Annotated in this window: 28 protein-coding genes and 1 pseudogene; 8 read left to right on the forward strand and 21 right to left on the reverse strand. The window is 69.6% G+C overall.

Annotated elements, in window-relative coordinates; translation table 11 throughout:
• The 11 genes from Pflav_RS21330 to Pflav_RS21375 all read right to left on the reverse strand — a co-directional run bounded on the left by Pflav_RS21330 (position 1) and on the right by Pflav_RS21375 (position 9,493).
• Positions 1-1,050 (reverse strand): LLM class flavin-dependent oxidoreductase, encoded by a 1,050-nt coding sequence (locus tag Pflav_RS21330; protein ID WP_173037720.1) that lies wholly within the window; start codon positions 1,048-1,050, stop codon positions 1-3.
• Between the two features lie 7 nt (positions 1,051-1,057).
• Complete coding sequence (locus Pflav_RS21335) at positions 1,058-1,318, reverse strand: hypothetical protein (RefSeq protein WP_173037721.1); 261 nt, start codon at positions 1,316-1,318, stop codon at positions 1,058-1,060.
• A complete protein-coding gene (locus tag Pflav_RS48035; RefSeq protein ID WP_197938679.1) occupies positions 1,315-1,407 on the reverse strand; it encodes an FAD-linked oxidase C-terminal domain-containing protein in 93 nt (30 codons plus the stop codon). Before Pflav_RS48035 ends, Pflav_RS21335 begins: the two co-directional genes overlap by 4 nt.
• A complete protein-coding gene (locus Pflav_RS21340) occupies positions 1,404-2,825 on the reverse strand; it encodes an FAD-binding oxidoreductase (RefSeq protein WP_197938680.1) in 1,422 nt (473 codons plus the stop codon). The genes Pflav_RS48035 and Pflav_RS21340 overlap by 4 nt, the downstream gene beginning before the upstream one ends.
• Positions 2,822-4,069: a (Fe-S)-binding protein gene (locus Pflav_RS21345; protein WP_197938681.1), complete on the reverse strand. Its 1,248-nt coding sequence runs from the start codon at positions 4,067-4,069 to the stop codon at positions 2,822-2,824. Before Pflav_RS21345 ends, Pflav_RS21340 begins: the two co-directional genes overlap by 4 nt.
• Before the next feature lie 48 nt (positions 4,070-4,117).
• Positions 4,118-5,290 carry a CapA family protein gene (locus Pflav_RS21350; protein ID WP_173037722.1) on the reverse strand — a complete coding sequence of 391 codons (1,173 nt, stop codon included), beginning with the start codon at positions 5,288-5,290 and terminating at the stop codon, positions 4,118-4,120.
• A gap of 16 nt (positions 5,291-5,306) precedes the next feature.
• Entirely contained in the window at positions 5,307-6,365 is a 1,059-nt protein-coding gene (locus tag Pflav_RS21355; protein ID WP_173037723.1) for an NlpC/P60 family protein, read from the reverse strand.
• Complete coding sequence (locus tag Pflav_RS21360; RefSeq protein WP_173037724.1) at positions 6,362-6,826, reverse strand: poly-gamma-glutamate biosynthesis protein PgsC/CapC; 465 nt, start codon at positions 6,824-6,826, stop codon at positions 6,362-6,364. Before Pflav_RS21360 ends, Pflav_RS21355 begins: the two co-directional genes overlap by 4 nt.
• A gap of 19 nt (positions 6,827-6,845) precedes the next feature.
• Complete coding sequence (locus Pflav_RS21365) at positions 6,846-7,130, reverse strand: hypothetical protein (protein WP_173037725.1); 285 nt, start codon at positions 7,128-7,130, stop codon at positions 6,846-6,848.
• A complete protein-coding gene (gene pgsB / locus Pflav_RS21370; RefSeq protein ID WP_173037726.1) occupies positions 7,127-8,269 on the reverse strand; it encodes a poly-gamma-glutamate synthase PgsB in 1,143 nt (380 codons plus the stop codon). Before pgsB ends, Pflav_RS21365 begins: the two co-directional genes overlap by 4 nt.
• Before the next feature lie 183 nt (positions 8,270-8,452).
• Positions 8,453-9,493 carry an aldo/keto reductase gene (locus Pflav_RS21375; RefSeq protein WP_173037727.1) on the reverse strand — a complete coding sequence of 347 codons (1,041 nt, stop codon included), beginning with the start codon at positions 9,491-9,493 and terminating at the stop codon, positions 8,453-8,455.
• A 65-nt stretch (positions 9,494-9,558) separates the two neighbouring features.
• Here Pflav_RS21375 and Pflav_RS21380 point away from each other — a divergent pair, with 65 nt between their 5' ends.
• The gene (locus tag Pflav_RS21380) at positions 9,559-10,164 is read left to right on the forward strand and encodes a TetR/AcrR family transcriptional regulator (protein WP_173037728.1); all 606 of its coding nucleotides are present in this window, start codon (positions 9,559-9,561) and stop codon (positions 10,162-10,164) included.
• A 20-nt stretch (positions 10,165-10,184) separates the two neighbouring features.
• Here the strand turns inward: Pflav_RS21380 and Pflav_RS21385 are convergent, their stop codons facing one another.
• Positions 10,185-10,790: a cadmium resistance transporter gene (locus tag Pflav_RS21385; protein ID WP_173037729.1), complete on the reverse strand. Its 606-nt coding sequence runs from the start codon at positions 10,788-10,790 to the stop codon at positions 10,185-10,187.
• Positions 10,791-11,016: 226 nt separating this feature from the next.
• On the opposite strand from Pflav_RS21385, the gene Pflav_RS21390 reads away from it, so the two are divergent.
• Positions 11,017-11,883 (forward strand): universal stress protein, encoded by an 867-nt coding sequence (locus Pflav_RS21390; protein WP_173037730.1) that lies wholly within the window; start codon positions 11,017-11,019, stop codon positions 11,881-11,883.
• On the opposite strand, the gene Pflav_RS21395 is transcribed toward Pflav_RS21390, so the two are convergent.
• Both Pflav_RS21395 and bla read right to left on the reverse strand, forming a co-directional pair.
• Positions 11,819-12,619, reverse strand: a complete 801-nt coding sequence (locus tag Pflav_RS21395; protein ID WP_173037731.1) for a phosphatase PAP2 family protein — start codon at positions 12,617-12,619, stop codon at positions 11,819-11,821. The genes Pflav_RS21390 and Pflav_RS21395 overlap by 65 nt on opposite strands.
• A gap of 74 nt (positions 12,620-12,693) precedes the next feature.
• Positions 12,694-13,622, reverse strand: a pseudogene (bla, locus tag Pflav_RS48860) (class A beta-lactamase).
• A gap of 80 nt (positions 13,623-13,702) precedes the next feature.
• Between bla and Pflav_RS21405 the strand changes: the two are divergent.
• The 4 genes from Pflav_RS21405 to Pflav_RS49335 are packed head-to-tail and all read left to right on the forward strand — an operon-like array spanning position 13,703 to position 16,618.
• Positions 13,703-14,683 (forward strand): LysR family transcriptional regulator, encoded by a 981-nt coding sequence (locus tag Pflav_RS21405; RefSeq protein WP_232071711.1) that lies wholly within the window; start codon positions 13,703-13,705, stop codon positions 14,681-14,683.
• The gene (locus Pflav_RS21410) at positions 14,680-15,606 is read left to right on the forward strand and encodes a serine hydrolase (protein ID WP_173037732.1); all 927 of its coding nucleotides are present in this window, start codon (positions 14,680-14,682) and stop codon (positions 15,604-15,606) included. The genes Pflav_RS21405 and Pflav_RS21410 overlap by 4 nt, the downstream gene beginning before the upstream one ends.
• A gap of 50 nt (positions 15,607-15,656) precedes the next feature.
• Positions 15,657-16,118, forward strand: coding sequence for a helix-turn-helix transcriptional regulator (locus Pflav_RS49330; RefSeq protein ID WP_462933160.1), 462 nt, complete (start codon positions 15,657-15,659; stop codon positions 16,116-16,118).
• A 2-nt stretch (positions 16,119-16,120) separates the two neighbouring features.
• Positions 16,121-16,618, forward strand: a complete 498-nt coding sequence (locus Pflav_RS49335) for a WYL domain-containing protein (protein ID WP_462933161.1) — start codon at positions 16,121-16,123, stop codon at positions 16,616-16,618.
• On the opposite strand, the gene Pflav_RS21420 is transcribed toward Pflav_RS49335, so the two are convergent.
• The 3 genes from Pflav_RS21420 to Pflav_RS21430 all read right to left on the reverse strand — a co-directional run bounded on the left by Pflav_RS21420 (position 16,609) and on the right by Pflav_RS21430 (position 19,006).
• Positions 16,609-17,526: an SDR family oxidoreductase gene (locus Pflav_RS21420; protein WP_173037733.1), complete on the reverse strand. Its 918-nt coding sequence runs from the start codon at positions 17,524-17,526 to the stop codon at positions 16,609-16,611. The two genes, Pflav_RS49335 and Pflav_RS21420, sit on opposite strands and share 10 nt — an antisense overlap.
• Before the next feature lie 108 nt (positions 17,527-17,634).
• Positions 17,635-18,372, reverse strand: a complete 738-nt coding sequence (locus Pflav_RS21425; RefSeq protein ID WP_173037734.1) for a hypothetical protein — start codon at positions 18,370-18,372, stop codon at positions 17,635-17,637.
• A 31-nt stretch (positions 18,373-18,403) separates the two neighbouring features.
• Positions 18,404-19,006 carry a class I SAM-dependent methyltransferase gene (locus tag Pflav_RS21430; protein ID WP_173037735.1) on the reverse strand — a complete coding sequence of 201 codons (603 nt, stop codon included), beginning with the start codon at positions 19,004-19,006 and terminating at the stop codon, positions 18,404-18,406.
• 155 nt (positions 19,007-19,161) lie between these two features.
• Here Pflav_RS21430 and Pflav_RS21435 point away from each other — a divergent pair, with 155 nt between their 5' ends.
• Both Pflav_RS21435 and Pflav_RS21440 read left to right on the forward strand, forming a co-directional pair.
• The gene (locus Pflav_RS21435; RefSeq protein WP_173037736.1) at positions 19,162-19,740 is read left to right on the forward strand and encodes a TetR/AcrR family transcriptional regulator; all 579 of its coding nucleotides are present in this window, start codon (positions 19,162-19,164) and stop codon (positions 19,738-19,740) included.
• Between the two features lie 71 nt (positions 19,741-19,811).
• The gene (locus Pflav_RS21440; protein ID WP_173037737.1) at positions 19,812-20,588 is read left to right on the forward strand and encodes an SDR family oxidoreductase; all 777 of its coding nucleotides are present in this window, start codon (positions 19,812-19,814) and stop codon (positions 20,586-20,588) included.
• Here the strand turns inward: Pflav_RS21440 and Pflav_RS21445 are convergent.
• From Pflav_RS21445 to Pflav_RS21460, 4 genes are all read right to left on the reverse strand, one after another.
• A complete protein-coding gene (locus Pflav_RS21445; protein ID WP_173037738.1) occupies positions 20,575-21,159 on the reverse strand; it encodes a hypothetical protein in 585 nt (194 codons plus the stop codon). The genes Pflav_RS21440 and Pflav_RS21445 overlap by 14 nt on opposite strands.
• 66 nt (positions 21,160-21,225) lie before the next feature.
• Positions 21,226-22,452, reverse strand: coding sequence for a KAP family P-loop NTPase fold protein (locus tag Pflav_RS21450; protein WP_173037739.1), 1,227 nt, complete (start codon positions 22,450-22,452; stop codon positions 21,226-21,228).
• Positions 22,449-24,281, reverse strand: coding sequence for a caspase, EACC1-associated type (locus tag Pflav_RS21455; protein ID WP_173037740.1), 1,833 nt, complete (start codon positions 24,279-24,281; stop codon positions 22,449-22,451). Before Pflav_RS21455 ends, Pflav_RS21450 begins: the two co-directional genes overlap by 4 nt.
• Before the next feature lie 125 nt (positions 24,282-24,406).
• Positions 24,407-25,741 carry a hypothetical protein gene (locus Pflav_RS21460; RefSeq protein ID WP_173037741.1) on the reverse strand — a complete coding sequence of 445 codons (1,335 nt, stop codon included), beginning with the start codon at positions 25,739-25,741 and terminating at the stop codon, positions 24,407-24,409.
• Positions 25,742-25,826: the final 85 nt, after the last annotated feature.

Genomic DNA, 25,826 nt, shown 5'->3' on the forward strand with positions numbered 1-25,826 from the left:
TCAGGAGAAGGCTGGCATCACCTCGTCGTGGATGAGCTGGAGCTGGTCGTTGACCGATGCGACGTTGTCGAGATCGCGACCCATCAACGCCTTCACGAGCGCGGCGTCGGTGATGGCGAAAATCAGATGGTTGACGCCCGCGTCGACGATCTCGCTGCGCAGCTTGGCCACGCACTCCTCCGGTGTGCCCGCCACCGACAGCCGCTCGGCGATCTCCGGCGGGGTGCGCTCGATGGCGCCGGCCAGGTCGCCCTTGCCGAGCGCCTCGATGACCGGCTCCAGGTCGGCCGGGTCGACGCCGTTGCGCCGCAGCTGCTCCGCGGGCATGGACGACGCGTAGAGACCCACCATGCTGCGCGCGGCCTCCTTCGCCGCCGCCGAGTCGCGGCCGACCGAGAACACGATCCAGGCCCCGATGTCCAGCGACCGCCAGTCGCGGCCGGCCTTCTCCGCGCCTTTGCGGACGTTGGCGACCAGATAGTCGTACGCCTCGCGGGTGTAGCTCAGCGCGTGGTGCACGCCGTCGGAGACCTCTCCTGCCTTGCGGAACGAGCGCGGCCCGCGCATCGCGCCGAGCAGCACCGGCAGCCGTTGCTGCACCGGCCGGGCGAACGTGAACAGGCCCGTGTACTTGTAGAACTCGCCCTCGAACGTGATCGCGCCCTCGTCCAGCAGCGTCCGCATCACCTGGTGGGCTTCCAGCGTCCGGGACAGCGGCCGGATCTGCGTCCAGTCGATGTTGTACTGCGCGAGCAGGCCGAAGTTGCCGCACGAGATGACGCATTCCGCGCGCCCGCCGGTCAGCTCGTCGAGGGTCGCCACCGCCTGTGCGATCAGCGTCGGCTCGCGGAGCGCGACGGCGGAGAGGCTGGGTCCGAAGCGGATGTTGGTGGTCTTGTCGGCCGCCGCGGCGAACAGCAACCACATGTCCTTGTGCCACGTCTCGTCGGCGGCGTAGCAGCCGTAGAAGCCGAGCTCGTCCGCCTTCTTGATGGACTCGATCGATTCCGCGAGAGGGTAGTCGGCAAGCATCACATAGCTGAACCTCATCGGATCCTCACTCTCCTGTCGGCTCGTCCTCCATCAGCTCCTCGCCAGAGATCACCGAGTCGGCCCAGTGGTCGTGCATCCAGGCCAGGTGCTCCCAGCGACTGTCGACGATGCGGCGGGTGTCCCAGGCCGGGAAGTCGTGCTGCCGCACGTGGTCACGCATAAGCGCGGGATCCACCTCGTAAACGTGGTCGAAGCGTTGGACCACGGCGTCGTTGATCCGCCGCGGGTCGGGCGGGCGCTGCGCCGAGTACCGGAACCCGATCACTGCCCATCACCCTCGTACGCCTGGTCGAGCAGGTACTTGCCCGGGTTCATGATGTTGAGCGGGTCGAGCACACGCTTGACCTTCTTCATGACGTCCCAGCCCCGCCGAGCTCCTCCGGCACCAGGTCGACCTCGCCCTCCCGGCAGGCGCCGTGGCAGGCGCTGATCGACCCGCCATACGCGATCGCCACGGCGGCGATGTCGCGCTTGGCGGTGACCCAGGCGTCCCACGCCGCGTCGTCAAGCTCCTGCTCCCAGATACCGACGTCGATCTCCGTGAGATAGTCGCCCCACGGCTTGAACGCACCGTTGGTGTAGGCGAACATCCCCCAGTCGTCGAAGATCCGGAAGCGGTCGCCGAGCCGGGCGACGATGTCGTGCCACTCGCGGCGGACCTGCGGCAGCTTCGACCAGTTGATCGACGCGTCCTCGCAGTGCCAGCTCATCGGCACGACCTGCCCGTCGCGGAGCCGGCCGTGCAGCGGTGTCGCGTAGCGGTCGTGGCGCGACGCCCAGTCGCCCTGCGAGATCTCATCGCCGAGGTAGGCGCCGCCGGTCTCCTTCCCGATCCGCAGCAGCCGCTTGGCGCCGGGGCGCACCTCGTCGGTCGTGCCGTACATCGCGGTCGCGACCACGCACCGCACGTCGTCGGGCTGCGGGATGTAGGCCTCGTCGTCGCGGCGCAGGTAGTCGAGCTTCCACTCGTCGAAGAGCACGACGCCGGCAAGCGTGGCCAGCCCCGACTTGGCGAGCGCACCGGTCGACCGCCACGCGGTCTCGTAGTCGGGGTAGGAGAAGAACGCCGCGAACTCGGCCTCCGGGCGCGGCACGAGCTCCAGGACGGCCTCGGTGACGATGCCCAGCGTGCCCTGGTGACCCATGAACAGCTGCTTGAGCTGGTAGCCCGTGGACGACTTGCGCACCTTGCGGCCACCGCCGTCGCCAACCCAGATCAGCTCTCCGGTAGGCAGCACGATCTGGAAGCTGATCACGAGGTCGCGGGTGTGCCCGTACCGGCCGCCGATCAGCGACCAGCCGCTGGTGCCGATCCGGCCGCCGACAAGCGAGCACGGGTACGACGCGGGGTCGTCGGGGTAGATCACGCCGTACTGCCGCAGCTCCTCGTTGAGCTTGAGCATGTTGATGCCGGGCTGCACGGTCACCGTGCGGTCGTCGAGGTCCACTTCGAGGATCTTGTTCATCAGCTTGACGTCGACGACGATGCCGTGCCGCAGTGGTACGGCGCCGTCGGTCAGCCCGGTCCCGCCAGCACGCGGCACCACCGGGATCCGGTGGCGGTTGGCCAGCTTGACCACCTCGGAGACCTGCTCGGCGCTGGTCGGCAGGACGACGACGTCGGGCACGTGCTCGGCCCAGCGGTGCACGGGGAACGGCGCGGGGACGCGGGCGCGGTTGACTCGTGACGACTTGTCCGCGAAGACGTTGTCGGGGCCGCAGATGGCGACCAGCTCGTCGATGACCGGGTCGGTGACGAGGATGCTGGTCATGTCGCGTCCTCCAGGCCCGCGGCGAGCGCGACGATCTCGAGCAGGTCCATGACCTCGAGCGCGCCGCGCTGCTCGGTGAGCGGCCGCTCCGACCAGACGCAGGCGCTGACCAGGGTGTCGACGTCGAGGGCGGCCGCGCGCTCGACCCGGCGCCGGCTGATCTCCGCGGTGAGGTCGGGACGCTCGATGGGCAGGCCCCCGCCGGCGCCCGAGCAGTACGACCACTGGGTGACGTGGTCGACGTCCTTGAAGGTGAGGCCCGGGATGGCCCGCAGCACCTCGCGCGGCGCCGCGTGGATGCCCTTGCGCTTGTTGAGCCGGCAGGCGTCGTGGTAGGTGACGGCCCGCTCGACCGGGCGGGTCAGCGCCAACCTGCCGTCGCGGATCAGCTCGGCGAGCAGCTCGACGAAGAGCACGATCTCGAAGTCGTACTCGTCGCCGAAGTAGCTCGGGTAGTCCTCGGTGAACGTGATGTAGTCGTGCGGGTCGAAGACGATGATCCGCTTGGCGCCGACCGCTCTCCAGTCGTCGACGTTGTGCCGGGCGAACTCGCGGGCTCGCTCGGAGTACCCCATCTCCGCGGCCGGCCCGCCGCAGCACCACTGCTCGCGCATCAGCCCGAACTCGACGCCGGCCGCCTGGAGTATCCGGGCCGCGGCACGCGGCACGGACGTGCGGTGGAACGCGCCTTCGCAGTCACAGAAGAGGATGGTCTCGCCGCCCACAGGCAGATCGAGGCCGGCCGCCCAGTCGCGCACGTGCTCCTGGCTCACCGGCACGTCGCCGAGGACCGGCTCGGACTTCTGCCGATCGGTCTCCTCGACCCAGCGCTGCCATCCAGGCTGATGGATGCCGGAGTCGACGGCGAGCGCGCGGACCGCCTTGACCAGCTGCACGGTACGGGTCCGGAAGCGGTAGAAGTCACCGGTGTACAGCGTGTTGGGACAGCGCAGCTCGCAGGCACCGCACTGGGTACAGTGCACGTAGTCGCGGGCAACGTCCTCAATGGACAGTAGGCCCTTCTCCATCGCCACGACGTTGGCGTGGAAGGCCGTGGGCGTGTGCACCTCGTTGCGGGTCACCTGCATCACGGGGCAGACCTCGCGGCAGAACTTGTGGCCCGAGCTGTAGCAGTTGTAGGCGGCATTGCGCCACTCCTCGACGAACGCGGCGCTTGCGCCGTCGTCGCCTGTCCCGTCATCGGGACCAGCCGCCATACCATTTCCGCGTTCGGTCGAAGACATCGTCGTCCCTCCCTGGTCGCGTAACCATGGTGCCTCGCGGCTAGGCGATCAGTAAAGAGGTACGCGGAGCCCGGCCCCGAACGCGCCGCGGCTGCCGAGGTAGCCGGTGATCCGGTCCTGGGCACCGGTGTAGATGGCGCGGCGGCGGTCGGCCTTGGGCATGTGCTCCAGGACCCGGGCCAGGTCGAGGACGCGGATGGTTGGCCGGAGGGAAAGCCAGATCGGGATCGCCTCGGCGCGGGTGACGACCCACCGCCGGTTGGGCTGCTCGGTGAAGGTGAACTTCGCGAGGATGCCCTCGCGGTTGTCGTCGTTCGGGAAGTCGTGGCGGGCCAGGGTGTTCCCCATGCCGTAGGCGATCCACTTGTCACCAACCCGCTCCATCGGCTGTACGACGTGCGCGTGGTGGCCGATGATCAGGTCGATGTTCGGGTCCGCGATGAGCTGTTTGGACCAGGACAGCTGCTCCCCGTCGATGTTGTGGACCTTCTCCGTCCCCCAGTGGGCGGAGAGCACCACGATCTGCGCCCCGGCCTTGCGGGTGGCCGCGGCGGCGGCGCGGATCCCAGCGACGTCGATCCGGTTGGCCAGCCACTCCTTGCCGGCCGGCGGGTCCAGGCCGTTGAAGTGCATTGCCCAGGACAGGTGGCCGATCTTGACGCCGTGTACCTCGTAGATCGTCGGCTTGGCACGCTCGGCGGCACTCCGGAAGGTGCCGGTGTGGCGTAGACCGACCGCGTCGAGGGCGTCGAGGTTGTCGTACACGCCTTGCTCGCCTTGATCCAGTGCGTGATTGCTGGCCGTGGAGCATGTGTCGTAGCCGGCCTTCTTGACCGCGGCGGCCAGGTCGACGGGAGCGTTGAACCGCGGAAAGTCCTTGGGGTCGCCGGGGCCCATCGGGGCCTCCATGTGGCAGATGGCCAGGTCAGCCGACTCGACGGCGGGACGGATCGAGGCGAACATCGGGTCGAAGTCGTAACCGGCGCGGCCCGCCGCCTCGGCGTCGGCCCGTGCCTGCTGCCAGGTCGGCGGGTGCACGAGGATGTCACCAGAGCCGAGGATGCTGACCTGGCGCGGGATGCGCGCCGGCGGCTGCACGACATGCGCCGCGGGCTGCGCAGACAGTCGCTCGCGGATAACGTCGCCGCGCAGCGCCCACACGCCGGCCGGGGCAGCGACAAGCGTGACGACGAGCAGGACGCGGACGGGTGATGCGCGCATGCCGGGCGTGCCCTTCCTAGAGGCGGATGACGCGGCGCAGCCGCTTGCCGAAGTAGCCGGAGTCGAGAACGCCGTCGCCGCGCACGTCGCCGAAGGTGGGCCCGTCGACGGTGCCGCGAGATGAAACGAACCGCATGCCTCCGTCGGCGTCGTCGCCGATGTAGATACCGGAGTGGGTGATCAGGGCCGGGTCGTCGTGCAGGGCGAAGAAGGCGAGGTCGCCCGGTTGCATGGCGGACAGGTCCGTCGGCGAGCGGCTGGGGCTCGGGGCGGCGGCGATCACGACGGCTCGGGCGTACGCCGCCATGCTCGCCGCGGTGCGCGGCAGTCCGTCGACGGTCGTGGTGGCGGTCTGGCTGAACAGCGGGATCCCGAACCGGTAGCCGTAGACCAGCCTGAGAAAGCCGGAGCAGTCCAGGTCACGGCCCCACCGGCCGGACGGTTTGACGTTGCCGGCGTCTGGGAAGTGCCACGGGATCTCGAGGTAGTCGTAGAAATCGGCGCCGTCGCGTTCGTCCCGGCTGTGCACGTACCCGAAACCGGCGTCGCCGGCGTACCGCACGCCGTGCCGGTCGCGGAGGTCGGGCGCGCCAGGCAGGTACTGCATCGCGGCGGCGAGCACGTCCACCGGGAGATCACCATCGCGTTGCAGCTCGGCGAGCAGCCAATGGGCCAAGGACTCCGGGATGTGCGGACCGGGCGGCCACGCCTGCGGGGCTACTCGCACCCACCGCGTCGATTCGACCACCGCGGGGGTGGTCGACGGCTCCGCGAATCGGCGGCGCGGACCCGCGAAGACGGCCGTTCGCGCGCCGACGGTCAGGGTCGCCACCACGGTCTGGTCCGCGCGCCGGCGGACCTGGGTACGGGTCGGGTCGGCCAGGTCGAGCAGCTCGTACTCCTCGGCCAAGCGCTCGGCGGTAGGCCCACCGACCGGACGGTCGCCGGGAGCGGCGGGTCGCCACGTCGGGTCGGGACCGTCCGATGTGGATCCGCCGGTGTTGACCATCGCCAAGCCCACGCCGACCGCGGCAACGCCCACTATGGCCACCAGTCCGAGGTGGACCAGCCTCACAGGGAGATCACCAAGAGGGCCGTCGCACCGGTACCGCACGTGACCACGGCGGTGGCGGCGAGAGTCTGCAACGCCCGTGGCCGCACGAGCTGGAAGCTCATCAGCCCGGGGACCAGGAAGGACAACGTGTCGCCGCCGAACAGGAACGGATACCTCACGTGCAGTGCCACGAACGCGACGAGCGACAGCAAGGACGAAACCAGCATCGTTACCGCGAACAGCCGCTTGCCGTACAGGATCGTGATGCGCTTGAGCACCTTGATCAGCACGACGGTCACGATGGCCACCGCCGATATGGTGGCCACGCTCCGCACGTCCTCGAGGGCGGTCAACACGATGCAGCCGGGCACCATCAGGCCGGCGGGTGCGACGTTGGTAATCAGGTATCCGACTAGTCCGAACAGCAGCCCGGCGGCCACGATGACGGCGCTGAGCTCGGAGGACAGGTCGAACGTTGCCATGAGGGCGACTCCTGTTCACTCAGTGAAGGGTGGGCCGCCGGACGGTGGCGCGCAGGATCGCGGGGTGCGCTCCACGCAGGACGGCGGCGGCGAGATCATCGCGGGACAGGACCACGGTGGCGTCCGGGTCCATTTGACGCGGGGCGGCCATGTAGCTCCGCGGCATGAGAACGGTCTCGGCCTGGTAGAGGGCTTCGAGCTCGCGGGTCAGCTCGTCGAACGTGGCCGCGGCGGTGGCGGCCACGGTGACCTGGTCCAACGCCGCGAGCAGCTCCTCGCCGCGACCGTGGATGTTGCCGATCATGAGTAGTGAGGTGCCCGCGTCGCCGGGTGGTATCGCCTCGACGATCGCGTCGCGCAGTTGCGGGCCGGTGCGGTGCTCCCTTCGAGATCGACCACAGCGCCGCGCCACGCCTCGGGCACGTGGTGCAGCGCGCTGCGGGTCGGCGAGCCGATCAGGAAGACCCGGTGCGGGTTGATCCGCGGGATGATCGCGCCCATCTGGCCGTTGCGTTCCATCCGGTCCGGCCGGCAGTTGATCGCCACCGAGACGCGCCGACCGATCATCCGGCGCTGGCGCAGCAGGTCGACGTTCATCAGCGTCGACACCGGGTCGTTGGCGGCGAACAGGTTGACTGCCGCGAACCGGCGTCCCTGGTGCGCGCACGCGTCGACGCGCAGCATGCCTGGGTCGGGGATCGCGCGGTACATGCCAGCCAGGGCGGTGGCCCGGTCGACGCCGCACAGCTGCGCGACCGCCAAGGCGATCGCGACGTTCTCCTTGAAGGTAATCCACCGGAACGGGGCCATTTCGGCGTCGCCAACAGTTTCCGGCTCGACCGCGATCAGCGCGCACTGGCGGCGTGTGGCCTCTTCTCGCAGGATGTGCAACCGCTCTCGTTCGGCGGTGATCACCACGCCGCGGTGGGGCATCGACCGGCTCAGCGACCGGGCGACGTCGTCGAGGGTAGGCCCCATCTCCTCGAGGTGGTCCTCCCGCACATTGGTGATCACGACGATCCCGGCGTCGACCAGCTGCTCCTGATTGACCTGCTGGAGCTCCGGCTGGACCGCCATGCACTCGACGACGAGGGTGGCGGCGCCGGCGTGTACCGCCCGCCGCACCACGGCGACCTGCTCGATCACGTTGGCGGCACCGCGAGTGCGGCGGATCGGTACCTCCCGTCCTCCGGGGTAGATGAACCTCGCCGCCGTGCCGGTTGTCTTGGCCGCGACGATGCGGAAGGGGTCCGCACGCAACGCGCCCGCGACGAGCCTTGTGACCGACGATTTGCCGCGAATGCCGTTTACGACGATCCGGGTCGGTATCAGCGCGAGCTGCCGCCGGTGCCGGGCCCGTTCCAGCACCAGGTAGCCCAGCAGAACAACCAACGCGAGCCCGAGCCCACCGAGCGAAACGGCGACCTGAGTGCTCAGTGTCACAACCCCTCTCATATCGAGGCGGCAGGCTTCGGTAAGTCAGTGATTGTCCGCGGGGCAACCAAGGGTCACTTGGTGCGCATGCTGGATCGCGAGGCCGATCGTGACGTGACGTCGACCTAACGAGGGATGGCCGATATCTCGACTAACGCGCGGGACCGGACCGAGGCAACGCGTGGCGGAAGATCAACCTTTGCCAATTGGTGGGTTGAGGCGCATGAAGCCCTCCTGCCGGTGGTACGGAAAGTGCGGGTATGGCGCGGTCCGTACGCTTGCCGCGTCGAGCCGGGCCACCTGCTCGGGAGTGAGGCTCCAGCCGACCGCGCCAAGGTTTTGCCGCAGCTGGGCCTCGTCGCGCGCGCCGACGATGACCGACGCCACCGTGGGGCGCTGGAGCAGCCAGTTGATCGCGACCTGCGGCACCGCCCGCCCGGTCTCCTCGGCCACCGCGTCGAGGGCGTCGACCACGCGGAAGAGGTGCTCGTCGTCGACCGGCGGACCGTACTCGGCGGTCTGGTGCAGCCGGCTCCGCGCGGGCAGGGGGTGGCCCCGGCGGAGCTTGCCGGTGAGCCGGCCCCAGCCCAGCGGGCTCCACACGAGCGCGCCGACGCCCTGGTCACGGCCGAGCGGCAGGAGGTCCCACTCGTAGTCGCGGCCGACGAGGGAGTAGTAGACCTGGTGGGCGACGTACCGCGGCAGGTTGTGCCGCTCCGCGACCGCGAGGGACTTCATCAGCTGCCACCCGGCGAAGTTGGAGACCCCGACGTAACGCACTTTTCCGGCGCGCACCAGGTCGTCCAGTGTGGACAGCACCTCCTCGATCGGCGTGCCGGCGTCGAACGCGTGCAGCTGGAACAGGTCGATGTGCTCGGTGCCCAGCCGCCGCAGTGCCGCCTCGCACGCCTCGATAAGGCGGGAGCGGGACGAGCCGGCCTCGTTGGGGCCGTCACCCGTGGGCAGGCTCGCCTTCGTGGACAGCAGCACCCGCTCGCGCCGCCCCTTGACGGCTTGGCCGAGCACCTCTTCCGAGGCGCCCGCCGAGTACACGTCGGCGGTGTCGAAGAGCGTCACACCCGCGTCCAGGCAGATGTCCACGAGCCGGCGGGCCTCGGCCGCGTCCGTGCTGCCCCACGCGCCGAACAGCGGCCCACTCCCGCCGAACGTCCCCGCGCCGAACGCCAGCGCCGGCACGTTCAGCCCCGACGCGCCCAGTCGCCGATACTCCATCTCGGTCTCCTAACGGTACGATGGTTCCATTAACCTAGCACGACTAATGGAACTGGAGTACCGTTATGACGCACGACATGGTGCGGCCGGGCGGCCGTACCGCGCGGGTGCGCGAGGCGGTGCTGCGTGCGGCCGGCGACCTCCTGGCCGAGGGCGGCCTCGATCACCTCGACCTGGGCGAGGTCGCGCGCCGCGCCGAGGTCGGGCGGACCACCGTCTACCGGCGCTGGGGCACGCCCGCGGTGCTCGTCGCCGACCTCCTGGCCGAGATGGCCGAGACGTCGCTGCCGCGCACCGAGACCGGCTCGCTGCTCGGCGACCTCACCGCGAACGCCCGGCTTGTCCAGCGCACGCTCGCCGACCCCCGCCAGGGAGCGCTCTTCAAGGCCTTGATCGCGGCGGCGACCTGCGACGCGCGTACTGCCGAGGCGCTGCACCGCTTCTACGAGATCCGGATCGACGAGTGGGCCCCGTGCGTGGCGGCCGCCGTCGAGCGGGGCGAGCTACCCGCCGGCACCGACGCCCGCGAGGTGGTCCGCGCCGTCTCGGCCCCGCTCTACTACCGCCTGCTCGCCAGCGGCGACCCGGTCGACGAGGCCGCCGCCGACCGCGCCGCACGCGCCGCCGTGGCCGCGGCTACCGCCGGGGCGTACGGGCCTACCAGGTGCTGAGATCCACCGGCCGTTTAGGCTCAGTGCCCGACGGTGAGGACGCCGGATTCGAGCACGATGAACGCGCCGATGCTCATGAAGACGAGCGGGACGATCCAGTGGCCCCAGCGTTCGACGACGGCGATGACCTTGCGGTGAGAGCCGAGCCAGGAGCCGGCCAGGCACCAGACGGCGACCCCGATGGCGAACACGGCGACCGTGAGCAGGCTGTCGGCCAGGCCGATGGTGCGGAACATCGGGGTGTAGATCGAGATGTTGTCCGCACCGTTGGCGATGGTCACGCCGGCCACCGAGATCATGCGGCTAGCGACCGCGGGAGTGGGTGGTTCGGCCTCGTTGCGGGCGCGGACGGCACGGACCAGGCCCACCATGCCAAGGGCGAACGGGACCAGGCCGAGCAAGCCGACCCACCGGTCCGGGACCAGGGTGAGCCCGGCCGCCGCGACGGCGGAGAGGGCGACCAGGGCGGCGATGCCGGCGTATTGGCCGGTCCAGATCTGCCAGGGCTTGGGTTTGCCGGCGGCGCGCGCCGACAGGAACAGCACGGTCAGGACGATGATGTCGTCGATGTTCGTGCCAGCGAACACGGCCACGGCTGCTAGAAACGTACCGCCAAGATCGTCCATGATTCCCGGAGGATACGGGGACAAGCCAGGGCTGTGGGGTTGTGAAGCGCGCAGGGTGAGGCCGCGGGAGCAGCGGTCCGGACCACCGCGGACGTCGCGGTAGCCCAAATCTCTATTGTGGATAGACCCGTGTCCTCACCTCGTCGTCACCCGGATGGTGTGGGACGCCATTGCGCGTTTGCTGTTGCCGGCGCTTCCCGCGGTCGGCGTGGCTACGTTGGGGGTGATGACACCACGTCCCATCGTCGTTGCCTACGACGCGTCGGAGGGCGCCGAGGCGGCCTTGGGTTGGGCACTGGACGAGGGTAGGCGTAGCGGCGCGCCGGTGCTGCTGGTGCACGTGCTCGAATCGCTGGCGCTGGCTGGGCCGGTCCCGGTGTCGCAGTCGCCTTGGCTGGACGAGGGTGCTCGGCGGGACATACGGCAGATGGTGGTTTCGGCGGTCGGGCGGGCCCGTGAGACGCATCCGGACGTGGCGGTGACGGGTACGGTGATCGAGGGCGCCGCGTCGGCGGTGCTGATAGACCAGTCCAAGCAGGCCCGGCTGGTGGTGATGGGCAGCCGCGGACACGGCGGCTTCGCCGGACTGCTCCTCGGATCGACCAGCATGAACGTCTGCGCGCACGCGCACAGCCCGGTCGTCGTCGTACGCCAGACCGCGGCCGCCGATGACGCCCCGGTCGTGGTCGGGGTAGACGGCTCGGCGTGCTCCCTGCTCGCCGCGGACTTCGCCTTCGCCGAGGCCGCCACGCGCAAGGTCAGCCTGCGCGTCCTGTGGGCCTGGCCGATGCCGGTGCCCAACTGGCAACCACCGGCCGTCGACCCGGAGGAGGCTGCTTTCGCCAAGGACATGCAGATACAGGGCGCGGTCGCGCCACTGCGGGACAAGTACCCACAGGTCTCGGCCGCCATCGACATCGTCGACGGCCCTGCCGGCCGGGTGATGGTCGAAGCGAGCCACGGCGCCCAGCTCGTCGTGGTCGGCACCCGAGGGATGGGCCAAATGCGCGGAATGCTGCTCGGCTCGGTCAGCCAACAGCTGCTCCACCACGCCCACTGCCCCGTCGCCGTCGTCCGCGAACAGCCCGCCTGACCCACGCAGCCGGGTCGCGTCCGGGCCGGCCCGGTTTGGGCCCGACGACGAACCAGAGCGCGCCGGTGAGCGCCAGGCCGGCGACGACGTCGAGGATGTAGTGGTTCGCGGTCACGACGACCGCCAGGTCCATCGACAGCGTCACCGCGACGGCGAAGACGCGCAGCAGGACGTTGCGGGTCGCCGCGATCAGGGCCAGGCTGACGATGAGGGTCCAGCCGGCGTGCAGGCTGGGCATCGCGGCGTATTCGTCGGTGAAGCCGGTTGGTTGCAGTACCCGGTAGGAGTTCGACCGCTGGGTGACGGTGTCCACCAGCCCGATCCCGGCCAGCCGCGGCGGTAGCACGGGAAACGTCGCGAAGACGACGATGCCGACCGCGCCGGAGATGAGCATCGCGTTGCGGGCCCGCAGGAAGACCGGCCGGTGCCAGATCACCAGCCAGATCAGGGCCGAGATGATGAACGGCCAGTGCCCGTAGATGTAAACCCAGTTGGCGACCGTGGGCAGCAGCGGCACCTCGAACGCCGCCCGTTGCACCGGGACCTCCCAGTCGATGCCGAGCGATCGCTCCAGCACGATCAACCGGTCCCCGTTGCGCGCCGCGGCGGGGGTCTCGCCGCGGGTCAGATGGCGCACGCCGAAGTACACGGCGGCGGCAGCGACCATGATCACCACCTGCTGGAGAACCTTGAGCAGGCGTCCAGCGCCGCCCGCACGCCCCAGCCGCCGGCCCATGACCGAGGGGTTTCCCGATTTCGACAGGTACAGCCGGTGCGCTGGGGTTGGCGGCCGAACTCGCTCAGGCTCGCTCAGCCGAGGGTTTCCGCTAAGTAGGCTGCGGCCTGAGCGATGAGGGCCGAATCGTATTCGGCGTCGCTGGCCGCTCTGCTGGACATGATCGCCATGACGATCGGCGCGCCGTCCGGAGGCCACACGACGGCTATGTCGTTGATCGTGCCGTAGTCACCCGTCCCGGTCTTGTCGGCCACTGTCCAACCCCGCGGTAGGCCGGCCCGGATCCGTTGTGCACCCGCCTCGGTGGCGTTGCGTTCGAGCAGGTCACGGAGGAAGGCACGCTTCTGCGCCGGGAGGGCGTCCCCCAGCACGATCTTCTGGTAGTCGGTGCCGAACGCCCGGGGCGAGGTCGTATCGCGGGGGTCTCCGGGGTGGCCTGCGTGATCGCCGGCTCGATCCGGTCCATCCGGGTGACCGTGTCACCGAGGCTGCGCGCGTACGCCGTCAACTGGGCCGGCCCGCCCAGATCGCGGAGCAGGAGGTTGCCGGCCGTGCCGTCGCTGTAGCGGATCGCGGCGTCGCACAGCTGACGGATCGTCATCCCCGTGGCCACGTGGTTCTTGGTGATGGAGGCGTTCTTCATGAGGTCGTCCCTGGTGTACCTGACGACCGTGTCAAGGTGCGACATCGGGTTTCGGTGGAGGACGGCCGCCGCCGCCAGTCCCTTGAACGTCGAGCAGAAGGCGAACCGCTCATCCGCCCGGTGCGCGATGCTGGTCCCGGTGCCGGTGGCCAGCGCGTACACGCCCAAGCGAGCGTCGAAGCGCCGTTCCAGCTCGACCAGTCGTTCGTGGCGATCGTCGGCGGCGGTGGGAGATAAGGAGGGCATAGGAGAGGAGGCGGCCGAGGGCGTCGTCGTCTCCTTGGCACAGCCGGCCAACGGTACGAGTGCCGCCACACCAAGTAGTGCGCGGCGAGTGATGGTCGGTTGCGATGACGTCATGGTTGAGCAGCCAACCAGCCCTCCTCGTTCTATGTCCAAGAGATATGTTGGAACGATCTATAGCTTTTTGGTATATGTGGATGGTGGACCTGCTCGCACACCTCGAGGCGTATGTCGCCGTCGCGGAGGAGGGCAGCTTTTCCAAGGCCGCCGACCGGCTCTACATCGCGCAGCCGGTGCTCAGTCGGCGGATCAAGCACCTGGAGCAACACCTCGGTGGCGAGCTCTTCGACCGCTCCCGGCGCCAGATCACCAGCACCGATCTCGGCGTCCTGCTGCTTCCACACGCCAAAGACCTGCTGAGCCGGGTCGACCACCTGCGGCAGGTGGCGACGGCGGCGTTGGCTTCGACGGCGCACACGGTGGGCGTGCCGCCGGACTCGGACCCGGCGTCCTTGGCCCGCGTCATCCGCGCCGGGGCCCAGGCCGGCGTCACGATCGGCGTGCGAGAGCTCCCCGCCGAGGAGCGGGCCAGCGGTCTGGCGGATGGTTCACTGGCGTTCGCGCTGCTGCGGGTGCCGCCGGAGACAGCGGCCCACCACGTGCCTCTCGGCCTGGCGTCCGCCGCACCCGCGACCCGCGCATCCGGTCGACGACCTGTGCACCTGGAGAGCCTGCGAGCACGGCGGGGCGCGGGCAGCGAGTCGTCACCGGCGATCCTCCTGACGGCCGAGGACGAAATCGGTTTCGCCGCGGAGCGGTTCGACCGGGCCGCCGCCCGGGCCGGCCTGCCCGGGGGGCGCGTCCGCCGCATCGCCTCGACCGCGACCGCGCTGGCCGAGACGCTCGCGGGCGATGCGATGCTGCTGTGCGCCGAGCCGTTCGCCCGCCGCCACGACTTGGCCTGGTCACCGCTGGCGGACCCAGCGCTCCACCGGGGGTACGAGCTCGCCCAAGCCACTCTGCGCGTCGGTAGCCTCGACGGCTCCATGCTCGCCTGGATGGAGCCGCTGCTCGCCGTCGCGATCGGTGCGGTGGGTGGTCCCGTCGAGAAGCCCACAACGGCGGACCAAGGCTCCAGCGGGCCAGACCGGCGATCCCGGTTGGCGGCCTGGGGATGAGGCTCCGTCATCCGGCATTCGTCGCCAGCTCGGCGGGCCTTCTCACGGTCGCCGAGACCATCGCCGAGCAGTGGCGGCGGGTCGGCGCCACGGGCCATCTGCTCGCCCGCAACATCGACACGGGCGAGGAGCTCGGGTTCGACGTCGACGCACCGGTGCCGCTGGCGTCGGTGGTAAAGGCCCCGCTGGCCCTGGTGGTGCTGGACCGGATCGCGACCGGAGCGCTCGATCCGGCGATGCCGGTGACCATCGAGCCGGCCGCCAAGAGCATCGGCTGGACCGGCGTGGCCGGATTCCGGTACCCCGTCACCCTGGCCGTCGCCGACCTTGTCCACCAGGCGCTGACCGTCAGCGACAACGCCAGCGCCGACGCCTTGTTCGACCTGGTGGGCGTCGACCAGGTCGACGAACGCCTACGCACGTGGGGATGCACCGGCATCCGGGTCCGGCACCGCATGCACCGCATGTACGAGTGCGCCGCCGGTATCGCCGGTGACGACTTCGGACTCGCTCTGAAGCTGGCGATCCGGGACGACGCCGCCGGACAGCATTCCATCGAGACCCTCGACCCCGCCTACGCGAATGTCGGCAGCGCCGCCGCCCTCGTCGGACTGCTGCAACGGGTCTGGCTCGACCAAATCTCCCAGCCCGAGGCCACCGCCGAGCTTCGCCGCCTCATGGCGCTTCAGGTCTTCACCCAGCGCCTCTCCAGCGACCTGCGCGCCGACACACTCCGGGTCAGCGGCAAGACCGGCACATTCCTGCACCTGCGACACGAGATCGGCCTCGTCACGGCAGACTCCGGCGACCGGGTGGCGATCGCCGCCCTCACCCGCTCCCAGCGTCCGGCGAGCATCGCCCACGACATCGACCTCGCGATCGGCGCCGCCGCCCGCTCCGCCTTCGAAAGCCTCCGCCGCTAGCGAGCCACCCCGGGCGCGTCCGGGACTGTCCGCCGTTTCAGGATTGGTCCATGCGTGCCGCCCGGCTTATCAATCTTGTGTTGTTGCTCCAGTCCCGCGGCACGATGACGGCCGCCGAGCTCGCGCAGGAGCTTGAGGTCTCGGAGCGCACCGTGTATCGGGACGTCGTCGCGCTTTCCGGTGCGGGTGTGCCGGTCTATGCCGAGCAGGGCCGCGCGGGCGGCTACAAGTTGGTCGGCGGCTACCGCACCCGGCTGACCGGGCTCAACCGGACCGAGGCCGAGGCGCTTTTCCTGGCCGGGCTGCCCGGACCGGCCCGGGACATGGGTCTGGACGAGCCGGTCCGCTCGGTACGGCGCAAGCTGCTGGCCGCACTGCCACCCGGGTTGCGCGACGCCTCGGAGCGGGCTGGGCAGCGCTTCCACCTGGACGCGCCGGGCTGGTTCGCCGACACCGATCCCCGCCGCTACTGGCCGACCTGGCCCAGGCGGTGTGGCAGGACCGTACGCTGACCATGCGTTACCGCCGGCACGACGAGGTGACCCGGACCGTCGAACCGTACGGACTCGTACTCAAGAACGGCGTCTGGTATCTGGTCGGCAAGGTGGGCGAAGACTTCCGCTCGTACCGCGCGGACCGGGTCACCTCGGTCGAGCCGACCGGCGACACGTTCGAGCGGGACCCGGCGTTCGACCTTCCGTCGTTCTGGGCCGCGCGGGCGGCCGAGTTCGTCCGGCAGATGTTGCGCGAGACCATCACGATCCGGCTCAGCCCGGAGGGCCTGCGGCAGCTGCGCTTCGTCGCCGAGGCGGTCGCCGTACGCGCGGCGACCGACGCGGCGAAGGAGCCGGATCCCGAGGGCTGGGTCGAAACCCAGCTCCCGGTCGAATCGATGGACGTGGCCTACAGCTACGTGGTGCGGCTCGGCCCCGACGCGGAGGTGCTCGACCCTCCCGACCTGCGCGCCCGGGTCGCCGCGGCGGCCGAACGGATGCGGAACCTCTACCGGTAGCCGGTGACGTCGGCGACCTCACCAGGGTCCTGCACCTCGACGAGGTACCGCCACGCGTCCGGCTGGCTGCCGTCGAGGTCGGTGAAGCCGTACACCTGGGCGAGCTCCCCGCTGGACACGGACCGGCCGTTCCACCTGGCCCGTTCCGGGTCGGCGGCGAGCGCGGCGACAGCCCGCCCGACGTACGCGGGCGACTCCGAGATCGCGAAGTGCGGCTCCTTCGCCGTCGCGTCGCGCCAGTTTTCCTCCGTGACGCCGAAGTGCTCCAGCATCATCTCCGAACGCAGCCACCCCGGCGTGAGCGCCACGGCCGTCGCGCCGTGCTCCGCGACCTCCTTCGACCACGCGAACGCCAGCCGGTTCACCGACCACTTCGCCTGGTCGTAGAAGACCGACAGCCGATAGTTCGTCGAGTTGTAGGCCGTGGTCCCATCCCCCATCTCGACCACCAGCCCGCCTGGCGAGCGGATCAGCAATGGCAGCGCATAGTGACTGGTGATGATGTGCGTGTCGACGGCCAGCCGGAGCAGCCGCAACCCCCGCTCCAGCGGCTGCTCCCACACCGGCTTGTGCCACGTGGTCAGCGGGTCGCCGCCCCACACATCGTTGACCAGCACGTCCAGCCGCCCTTGCTCGCGGTCGACGCGCCGCACCAATTCCTCGACCTGTGCGGGCACCAGGTGATCAACGGCCACCGCCACGCCGACACCGCCGGCCGCCGTGACCAGCTCGGCGGTCTCCTCGATCGTCTCCGCCCGGTCCATCTCGGACCGCTGCTCACGCGTGCTGCGCCCGGTGGCATACACCGTCGCCCCCGCCGCGCCGAGCTGCACCGCTATCTGCCGGCCCGCGCCTCGCGTCGCCCCGGCCACCAGGGCCACCTTGCCCGCCAATGGTTGCTCACTCATACCACCGACACTGCCCACAAAACCTGACAGGATGCGTCAGAGTTTTGCGCCGCGCCGTAGGCGCCGCAGCCTGACACCCAGAGCGCTCGATCGTTCGTCGCTGGCTGGTCAGCCCCAGTCGAAGGTCAGCAGGGCGAGTCGTTCGACCGGTTCGAAGAAGAGCAGGATCGAGTCCGCGCCCTGGTGGCGATAATGCCAACCCGGGACCGAAGCCACGAAATGGAACCGGTTCCCGGCTGGGCTTATCGGCCAGACACGGCCGGCATGAAACCGGTCGCCCGGTTCGACGTCGAGCGGGAAGAGGTCTTCGTCTTCCCAGTTGCCACCCGGCGGATCGCCGCCCAACTGGTCAAGCAGCGGGACATCGGTGCGTACGCCGTAGAGCAGGGAACCATCAAGATCAAGTCTGATCAGACTGCCTTCCCTCTGGTACGTCTCGCGGTGCGCCAGATAACTGCGTTCCTCGTCCTCGCAGTGCTCATCGAGGTCGGCGCGGAACCCGCCCCACGGGTCAGGCACCTCGTCCGGCGTCGTGGCGCGCTGGAAGTACCGGATGTCGCCGACCATGCGGTACCGGTCGTCCTCGACGGCGAAGCCCAACCAGTTCGTGGTCTGCAACGGTGAGTGGAAGGCGTCCGTGTGGTCGCCGAGGTACCCCGCGACCGGTTCCACCGGGCTGAGCAGGTGGACCCAGCCGGACCAGCCGGCGTTCACCTGGCCGAGGTCGATCGAGATCAACGGATGCAGATGCCGGCGAAGCAATTCCACCTGCTCAGCCACGAACACGTCGGCGGGCTCGGGATAGACCCGAAGACCCGATTCCGGCTCCATGATCTTTTCCCGCACTCCGAACCTCCTGCGAACCGTGGCGGCCGAGTCAGTGCATGCGCCGCGCCCGCAGCACGGTATCTCGGGTGTGGCGGGTGCCCGGAGGCGCCGGAGCGGTTCGTGGGCGGGACTCGTTGATCAGGATCTTCCAGCCATCGTCGAGGAGCTCGGCGACGTCGGCGGGCTGGTAGAAGGCGCCCGGGTCGACGCCGAGCTCGTCGCGCGGAGGGAGGTCGGCGAGGTCGTGGCTGGCGAAGAGCAGAGTGCCGCCTGGGGCGACGGCCGCCAGCAGGCCGCGCAGCGCGGCGTGATCCGCCTGGCGCGGCAATGGGAAGTACTGGGCGGACACCAGATCGAAGGCACTGGCCGGCGGCGGTGTGGTGGTCAGGTCCCCGTCCACCCACGCCACAAGATCGACGACATCCACGCCGGTGGCGGCGGCCCGCCCCAGCGCTGTCCGTGAGATGTCCATCGCGGTGACCCGCCAGCCGCGCCGCGCCAGCCAGAGCGCGTCGGCTCCCTCCCCGCATCCCACGTCGAGCGCCCGGCCTGGGGGAAGATCGGCGACCTCGGTGACGAGCACCCCGTTGGGCGCGCCGCTGAAGAGCTGGTCGCGGCTGCGATACATCTCGTCCCAGAACTGTGCGTCCATATCGTTCCTTCTTCGGTCGTGGTCCAGCGGGTGTCGGCTCCGGGCCAACATGCCCCTGCCGTCGACGGGCCGACAAAGTTCTTTGCGGAAACCGCAAAAGCCGCCGGGGTACCGCTTATTTGACCTGTAGTTCCAGAATGGACTACCGTACCCGCGTGGCACGCACCAAGGGGTTCGATCCAGACGTCGCCGTGGACCAGGCCATGGAGCTCTTCTGGGCCAACGGGTATGCGAACACCACGCCCCAGCAGCTCGTCGAAGCGCTCGGTATCGGTCGAGGCAGTTTGTACAACGCGTTCACAAGCAAGCACAACCTGTACGAGCTGGCACTTCGGCGGTACCACGACCGCGTGACCACCCGGTTCATCGAGGTGCTCGACCAACCAGGACCGGCACGCGAGCGCATCCGCTCGGCACTGGAGCTGATCGTGACCGCCGTACACGAGGACCAGCAGCGCCGGGGGTGCATGATCGCCAACGCCGCGGTCGAGTTCGCCGGCACCGACGAGGCGGTAAACCGTCTGGTACGCCGGGCGCTGCACCGCCAGGAGGCGGCGCTGCGGAGCGCGATCGAGGAGGGGCAGCGCGCCGGCGAGGTCGACGCCGACCGCGATGCGGCACAGCTCGCCGCGTTCCTGCTCGCGACGATCAACGGCGTCCGGGTCGTGGCCAAGGCCGACCCGGACCCGCAGCGACTGACCGGGCTCGTCGATACAGCCATGCTGCTGCTGTAGTGGTGGCCGGAGGGCCAACCAGCTTTGCCATGCCATTTTTCTGTACCCACAGTTCCAGAAAGGGACCGCTCGTGGATCTCCAGCTGAAGGACAAGGTCGCGGTCGTCACCGGGGCCAGCAAAGGCATCGGCCTTGCCACCGCGCGGGCGCTGGTCGCCGAGGGCGTACACGTGGTGGCCGTCGCCCGCACGACGAGCCCGGAGCTGACTGACCTCGGCGACCGCGTGACCGCCGTACCCGCGGACCTGACCGCCTCCGACGCTGCCGAGCGAGTGGCGGACCGAGCCGGGGCGGTCGACATCCTGGTCAACAACCTCGGCGGCATCATGCCCGGCAGCATGGCGGGTGGGTTCCTGACCGCCGACGACACGCTGTGGCAGCAGACGTTCGAGCTCAACCTGTTCAGCACCGTACGCGTCACCCGCGCCCTGCTCCCGGGTCTGCTCGACCGGCGCGGCGTAGTCATCATGATCTCCTCGATCGGCGCCCGAGCGGCGTTCCGGCCCGTCGACTACGGCGCGGCGAAGGCTGCGATGACAAACCTGGCCAAGGCGCTCGCCGAGGAGTTCGGCCCGCGTGGGCTGCGGGCGCTTACCGTGAGCCCCGGGCCGACCAGGACCCGAAACTGGGCCGACCCGGACGGGTATGCCGGTGAGCTGGCCCGCAATGCCGGAATGAGCATCGACGAGTTTCTGGCCCACGTCCCCGAGCGGATGGGCATCACGACCGGCCGCCTGACCGAGCCGGCCGAGACGGCCGCGCTGGTGACGTTCCTCGCGTCTCCACTGGCCGGCAACATCACCGGCGTCGACTACCTCGCCGACGGTGGCGTGATCAAGACGGTGTGAGCGCGTGTATGCGCCCGGAGGCTCGTAGGCGATGGGCGCGGCGGCGCCTCCAGACGACCAGGACGATCCCGCCGCCGAGCGCGAGACTGAGCACGGCGGCTCCGCCGGCGACCGCTATCGTCGTGCCGAGGATTCGCAGGAGCCGACCATTGTCCGGCATCTCGCCCACCGCCAGCATGTCCGCGCCACGCCCGACTGGCGCCACGCAGGTGAGCTTCCCGGTCCCCGTCTGGTCGGCCACCAGCTCGTAGCGGGCCGCCCAGGTCTCCAGCCCGCTGAAGAACGTAAACGTCCGCGAGTCGGTCACCCGTATCGGCGAGCCGGCCACCTCGCCCTCGCACAGGTACTCCGCCGGCGCGGTGTCCGGGCTGACGTACAGCACGAGGGTCTCCCCCGCCCGTACCTCGACCGGCACCGTGTCGCCGCTGCGGAAGCGCTCACCCAGGTCGGGGAAGCCGTCGAGCCAAGACCGGACACCGGTCACCAGCACAATCATCGCGACGGCCAAGCCGAGCGCGGTGGCCGTACCCGCGACCACGTACCAGCCGCGGCCAGGAGGGGGCTTCGCCATGGCCGACATCATGCCGGGGCGCCGGCCGACAACGCGACCCGCTGTACTACTGAGCCCAGGCCACTGCTAGAGGAAGATCGCGGCGGTGGTGCCGATCGCCGGGCCCGAGGCCAGGAGCTTGCACAGGTCGTCGGAGGCGAGCAGGTTGGCGCGCAGCCGGTCCGGCACTTTGGCGTCGACGAGAGCGGCGCGTAGCGCTTCTTTGCGGGCGGCCCAATCCGCGTCTTCTGGCAGCTCCGCCACCGGCGCCTCCAGCAACGAGAGCACCGTGTCGCGTTCGGTGGCGCCGATCTGGCGGCCGAGGGCCGCGCGCAGGTGCGGCCACCGGATGGCAAGGAGCGCGAGCTTCGCGACCTCGGCGAGGGTATCCGGCGCGGGAAGGCCGGCTGTGATGCGTTCCTGCCGGACGACCGCGTAGAAACGGAAGACGTTCACGAAGCGCTTGATCTCTCGTGGGTTCTTGCCCAGCCTGCCTGCGGCCGCTGCGACGACCTCCGCCACCTCCGGGTCGTTGGGGCGCAGGCGCCGGCGCAGCTCACGGCGCATTGCCGCGCGCGTCTCCGGGCTGAATCCGCCGGTCGGTGGCATGCCTTGGCGGTCCCGTTGGACCGCAGCCGCCGCGTCGGAGATGTCCGCGATGGACGGTCCCCGCCGCCGGATGCCGTCCGCGATGCGGCTGACCTCGTGCTCGTCGACGGCGTCGTCGTTCTGTCCGGTAGTCGCCGGCCGGAAACGGTCCACGAGAGTGGCGCCGAGGAACTCGTTGGCCTGGTCGGATCTGAGCGCGGGCAGGCTGATCGGCAACTGGATGATTTTGTCCAGGAAGCGCCAGCCGAGCGTGCGGACCTCGCCCCAGTAGTCGTCCTCGGTCAGCGCCTCGACGAGTGGCTGATACGCCACCTCGATGTGCGCGGCGATCATTTCAGGCTCCATCGCGACGACGAATACGCAGTTGGGAAACTGCCCCGCCAAGAACAGATTGATCGCCTCGATTACCTGGGCCACCGTCGAGGGCGAGCATCGGTCCAAGTCGTCGACAAAGATCACGACCGGCTGCCGCTTCGTCGCGACAAGGTCAAGCACGCGGCGCATGTCCGCCTGGACATGGTGGAGCTGTCCAAGCTGGCTCTCGTACCCAGGATCGCGGACGGTGTCGGCGAACAGCCCCGAACCCTGCCGCTCCGCGAGTTGGGCCAGGCTCCGTGTGTAGTCGGGTGGGCGCACGAGTGCCGTGAGCGTACCGGCGACGTTCTCCCGCCAGAATGCCCTGGCACGCGCCAGCCCCGCGATCACCGTCGCCGCCGTTCCCCGGCCAGCAGCGCCTGGGCCCCGGTGGCAAGCCGTTCGGCCGCGCCGGGCACGAGCGAACGGCAAATGGCGACAACCGCCGCGACCAGCACAACGGCACCGAGGACGGCCGCCAGCGGCAACAGCCTCTCGAGCAAAGCTTTGTGTACGCGGCGGCGAACGACGTCGGCGTCCACCCGGCGTACGTTCAGCTCCAACCAGAACGCCTCCCGGTCCGCACGGTGCATCCGATCGGTGACCTGGGTGATGACCTCGTACGCCAGACCTGCCCAGACCTGCTCACCGCTCTGGTACATCCATGGGTTGAACCAGACGGTGGGCCGCCACCCTGGCAGGTTCGGGGGCTCGATCTCCAGGTCGTCCGCCTTCCCGCTGGCGGATTGGTGGAGCTTGCGCAGCACCGCGCGGTTGGAGACGTCTGGGGGTGCGTCCCCACCCGGCCTGCTGTCGGGCCGGCGCGACCACCACCGCCTGGGCTTCGGCGCGAGCAGGCGACGCGACCGCGGGCTGAGCCGGACGCGTCGACGCGACTCCCGTCCGGCCGCCTCGGTGCCACTGGTCGGCGGATCGAGTCGGTCCTGGATCATCCGCATCAGCGAGGTTTTCCCCGCGCCCCAGGGCGCCTTGATCCCGATGGTCAGCGGCGGAGCCGTGGCTTCGTGCTGGACGAACTCGCTGATGGCGACGGCGTAAGGGCGGTACTCGAGCTGGTCTCCGGTCGTCCAGTAGTCGTTGCTGGCGATGGGTTCGGGGGCGTACTCGCCGGTCTCGCCCTCGTCTGCCTCGGCCTCGGACTCGACGGTCGCGAGAGGGGGTGGCGTGATGCCCGCCGACGCGGTCGGGGGCAGGTCGGCGAGGGCCTCGCTGGCCACCCGGGCCACGCGGACGCTATCGTCGTTTTCCGCGAGCCATCGGAGTCTGTCGCGGGCGGTCGCCGCCACTGACGGTGCACCGGCCTGAGCCAGAGCCTTGAGCATTTCAGCGGCTTCGAGCCGGAGGACGACCCGGTCGCTGTTGAGGTCTGCAATGACCTCGTCGGGCAGGCGAGCGGTGTTGTCGGTTCCGGCGACCTTCGGGTTGCGGGCGATGACGATCGTGCCCGATGTCGAGGACCACTTGGACGGTGTCTGGTCGGGGGTGGTCGCCCGCACCGCGTCAAAGAGGTATTCGTAGAGCTCTTCGACCGTGACAAGACCGTCCTGGTCGAGGTCGGCCTCCCCGGTCGCCAGCCCTTGGACGAGCGCCCGTGAAAAGATCGATGATATGCCTTTGCCCTCGACGGGCTCGGATCCCTCGAACGAGTACTCGGTGGCATTGCTGGAGGTGATGATGACGCGCCCACGGCCCGCAAACCGCTCGCCGAGATTCAAGGCGGTGCTGGACTTGGGCCTGAGACCTTGGCTGAACGCGCCGCTGTAGCAGCAGTCGAGGATCAGCACGACCTCCCGCGAGCGGCACTGATCCATCTGTTCGTTGATGAAGTCGGCCGGCGTGGAGGTCGCCGACAGATTCCGCAGTTCGGAGTCGGTCGCCGCGAGGTAGAGCCGCCCTCTGTCGTCCTTCAACCCGTGGCAGGAGATGTAGAGCAGGACCAGCTCGTCCCGGCCGCGGTCGGCGAAGAAGCGACCGATGTCCCGACGGATAGCCGCCTCCGGCCGATTCACCGCGGTCTGCACGTCGAAGCCACCGATCGACGGGTCGCCCAGTACGCCGGCGATCGCCGCCGCGTCGTAGACGGGTGATCGGAGCTGGCTGAGGCCGGGATCCTGATAGGCGTCCGTGGCTATCACCAGTGCGCTTCGGATGTCAGCCATCAACCAGACATCGTATTGCGCCGGCGCATCGCCGTGAAGTTCGCCGGTGAGGGCGCGGTGCCGCGGAATAGCGGAAGGCTCCGCCCGGGCCGGACCCGGGACGGAGCCTTCGTGTGTAGCGACGGTCAGTGACCGCGGTTGCTGGCGACGAGCTGACCCCTGTTCAGGAGCGGCGGCCCGTCCGCGGCCCGCGCCCCCTCTGTTTCGTCCGGGAAGAACTCGAAGCGACCGCCCATGTCGGCGACCACGTTGATCGACCCGGCGCTGTTGTAGACCAGGAACTGCTTGTTGTCGCCCAGCTCGGTGATCGCGCCGTTGGACACCACCTCACCCGCGTTCGGGTTGAGGTTGCTGACATCCGGGCGATCGCCACCACCGAAGTCGGGCCAGACCGTGAGGAAAGTTCCGGTGGTCGGCGCGACAGCGGTGACGTTGAGCGAGAGCGCCCAGGTCTCGGGCGTAACCGCCGCCGCCACTGAGACGGCGCGGGTGGTGTCCGGACCCAACCGCGAACTCGTGCGGGTGTCGAGGATCCGCTGCGGCGTGATCGGTGCGAACTTCAGGCCGTCGATGCTGTCGTTGAAGTAGTACCCGAAAACGTCGACGAGCCAGTGGGTGGTGGTGCTGGTGTAGACGCCGAACATCGGTTCGTTGCCGGTGCAATCTGGCGGGATGTCGCACCGCGAGGCCGGCGTGATGACGCTGTTGGGCCACACGCCGCCCTTGCCGTAGTTGACCGCCGAGACGCCGGCCGGCGGGTTACCGAGACCGTTCCACACGGTCAGGTAACCGCCGTTGGTCGGGCGGACCGCGGTCACGTTCAAGGCGACGGCCGTGATGGCGGCGTCAACCGCCGGATCGTGGAGCGTGAACGCGTACTGGTACCAGGACCCGCCGGGCACCTGCCCTACGGTGTCGCGGGTGTCCTCGAGCCGCCACGCCCCGAGCGGGTCCGGGATGTAGGTGCTGCCGACCGGGGCCGCCGCGTTGCTGCTGTAGTAGCCAGAGACGTCGGCGAGGATGTGCGTGCCGGCGCTGCTCTGGAAGATGTCGACGATACCGCTGGCGCCTACAGCGACAGTGACCGTGTTCGCCCGGGTCGCCCCCGTACCGAAGTTGATGGACGACGCGGTAGGCCGCGCGGCACCGCCCGGGTAGGCGGTCAGGAAACCGCCACCGAGGGTGCTGACGACCGTCAGGTTGAGAACAACGGCCGAAACACCCGAGGCCGGCACGCCGCCACGGCCGTTGACCTGGAGACGGACGGTGGCATTCCGACCGACGACTCCCTTGGGCGCGCCATTACCGCTGCGGGTGTCGAGGATGCGGCTCGGCGCGAGCGCCGTGTAAGTGCCGACCGCACCGGTAGGCGGCGCCGCCGCGGCGGGCGACGCGAGGACGTAGACGGAACCGGCGATGGCGAGTGCGGTTGCCACAGTGCCGGCCAGAGCTGTCCGCATTAAGCGCATGATCACCCCGTGTTGTGACTAGAAGGATTGGTGAAGGGCACGGACACCCCAGCACCACTCGGCCGTTGTGCGCAAG

Origin of the sequence: Phytohabitans flavus, from assembly GCF_011764545.1 — a bacterium.
Classification (GTDB): domain Bacteria; phylum Actinomycetota; class Actinomycetes; order Mycobacteriales; family Micromonosporaceae; genus Phytohabitans; species Phytohabitans flavus.

Excerpts from the sequence above, each read along its gene's own strand:
- Pflav_RS21360 (WP_173037724.1), bottom strand. The coding sequence starts at position 6,826 with ATGGCAACGTTCGACCTGTCCTCCGAGCTCAGCGCCGTCATCGTGGCC.
- Pflav_RS21420 (WP_173037733.1), bottom strand. The coding sequence starts at position 17,526 with ATGAGTGAGCAACCATTGGCGGGCAAGGTGGCCCTGGTGGCCGGGGCG.
- Pflav_RS21455 (WP_173037740.1), bottom strand. The coding sequence starts at position 24,281 with ATGGCTGACATCCGAAGCGCACTGGTGATAGCCACGGACGCCTATCAG.
- Pflav_RS21365 (WP_173037725.1), bottom strand. The coding sequence starts at position 7,130 with ATGATCGGCAACATCCACGGTCGCGGCGAGGAGCTGCTCGCGGCGTTG.
- Pflav_RS21445 (WP_173037738.1), bottom strand. The coding sequence starts at position 21,159 with ATGGCGAAGCCCCCTCCTGGCCGCGGCTGGTACGTGGTCGCGGGTACG.
- Pflav_RS49335 (WP_462933161.1), top strand. The coding sequence starts at position 16,121 with ATGCGTTACCGCCGGCACGACGAGGTGACCCGGACCGTCGAACCGTAC.
- Pflav_RS21350 (WP_173037722.1), bottom strand. The coding sequence starts at position 5,290 with ATGCGCGCATCACCCGTCCGCGTCCTGCTCGTCGTCACGCTTGTCGCT.
- Pflav_RS21390 (WP_173037730.1), top strand. The coding sequence starts at position 11,017 with ATGACACCACGTCCCATCGTCGTTGCCTACGACGCGTCGGAGGGCGCC.
- Pflav_RS21345 (WP_197938681.1), bottom strand. The coding sequence starts at position 4,069 with ATGTCTTCGACCGAACGCGGAAATGGTATGGCGGCTGGTCCCGATGAC.
- Pflav_RS21330 (WP_173037720.1), bottom strand. The coding sequence starts at position 1,050 with ATGAGGTTCAGCTATGTGATGCTTGCCGACTACCCTCTCGCGGAATCG.
- Pflav_RS49330 (WP_462933160.1), top strand. The coding sequence starts at position 15,657 with ATGCGTGCCGCCCGGCTTATCAATCTTGTGTTGTTGCTCCAGTCCCGC.
- Pflav_RS21340 (WP_197938680.1), bottom strand. The coding sequence starts at position 2,825 with ATGACCAGCATCCTCGTCACCGACCCGGTCATCGACGAGCTGGTCGCC.
- Pflav_RS21385 (WP_173037729.1), bottom strand. The coding sequence starts at position 10,790 with ATGGACGATCTTGGCGGTACGTTTCTAGCAGCCGTGGCCGTGTTCGCT.
- Pflav_RS21375 (WP_173037727.1), bottom strand. The coding sequence starts at position 9,493 with ATGGAGTATCGGCGACTGGGCGCGTCGGGGCTGAACGTGCCGGCGCTG.
- Pflav_RS21460 (WP_173037741.1), bottom strand. The coding sequence starts at position 25,741 with ATGCGGACAGCTCTGGCCGGCACTGTGGCAACCGCACTCGCCATCGCC.
- Pflav_RS21405 (WP_232071711.1), top strand. The coding sequence starts at position 13,703 with ATGGTGGACCTGCTCGCACACCTCGAGGCGTATGTCGCCGTCGCGGAG.
- Pflav_RS48035 (WP_197938679.1), bottom strand. The coding sequence starts at position 1,407 with ATGAAGAAGGTCAAGCGTGTGCTCGACCCGCTCAACATCATGAACCCG.
- Pflav_RS21430 (WP_173037735.1), bottom strand. The coding sequence starts at position 19,006 with ATGGACGCACAGTTCTGGGACGAGATGTATCGCAGCCGCGACCAGCTC.
- Pflav_RS21395 (WP_173037731.1), bottom strand. The coding sequence starts at position 12,619 with ATGGGCCGGCGGCTGGGGCGTGCGGGCGGCGCTGGACGCCTGCTCAAG.
- Pflav_RS21380 (WP_173037728.1), top strand. The coding sequence starts at position 9,559 with ATGACGCACGACATGGTGCGGCCGGGCGGCCGTACCGCGCGGGTGCGC.
- Pflav_RS21410 (WP_173037732.1), top strand. The coding sequence starts at position 14,680 with ATGAGGCTCCGTCATCCGGCATTCGTCGCCAGCTCGGCGGGCCTTCTC.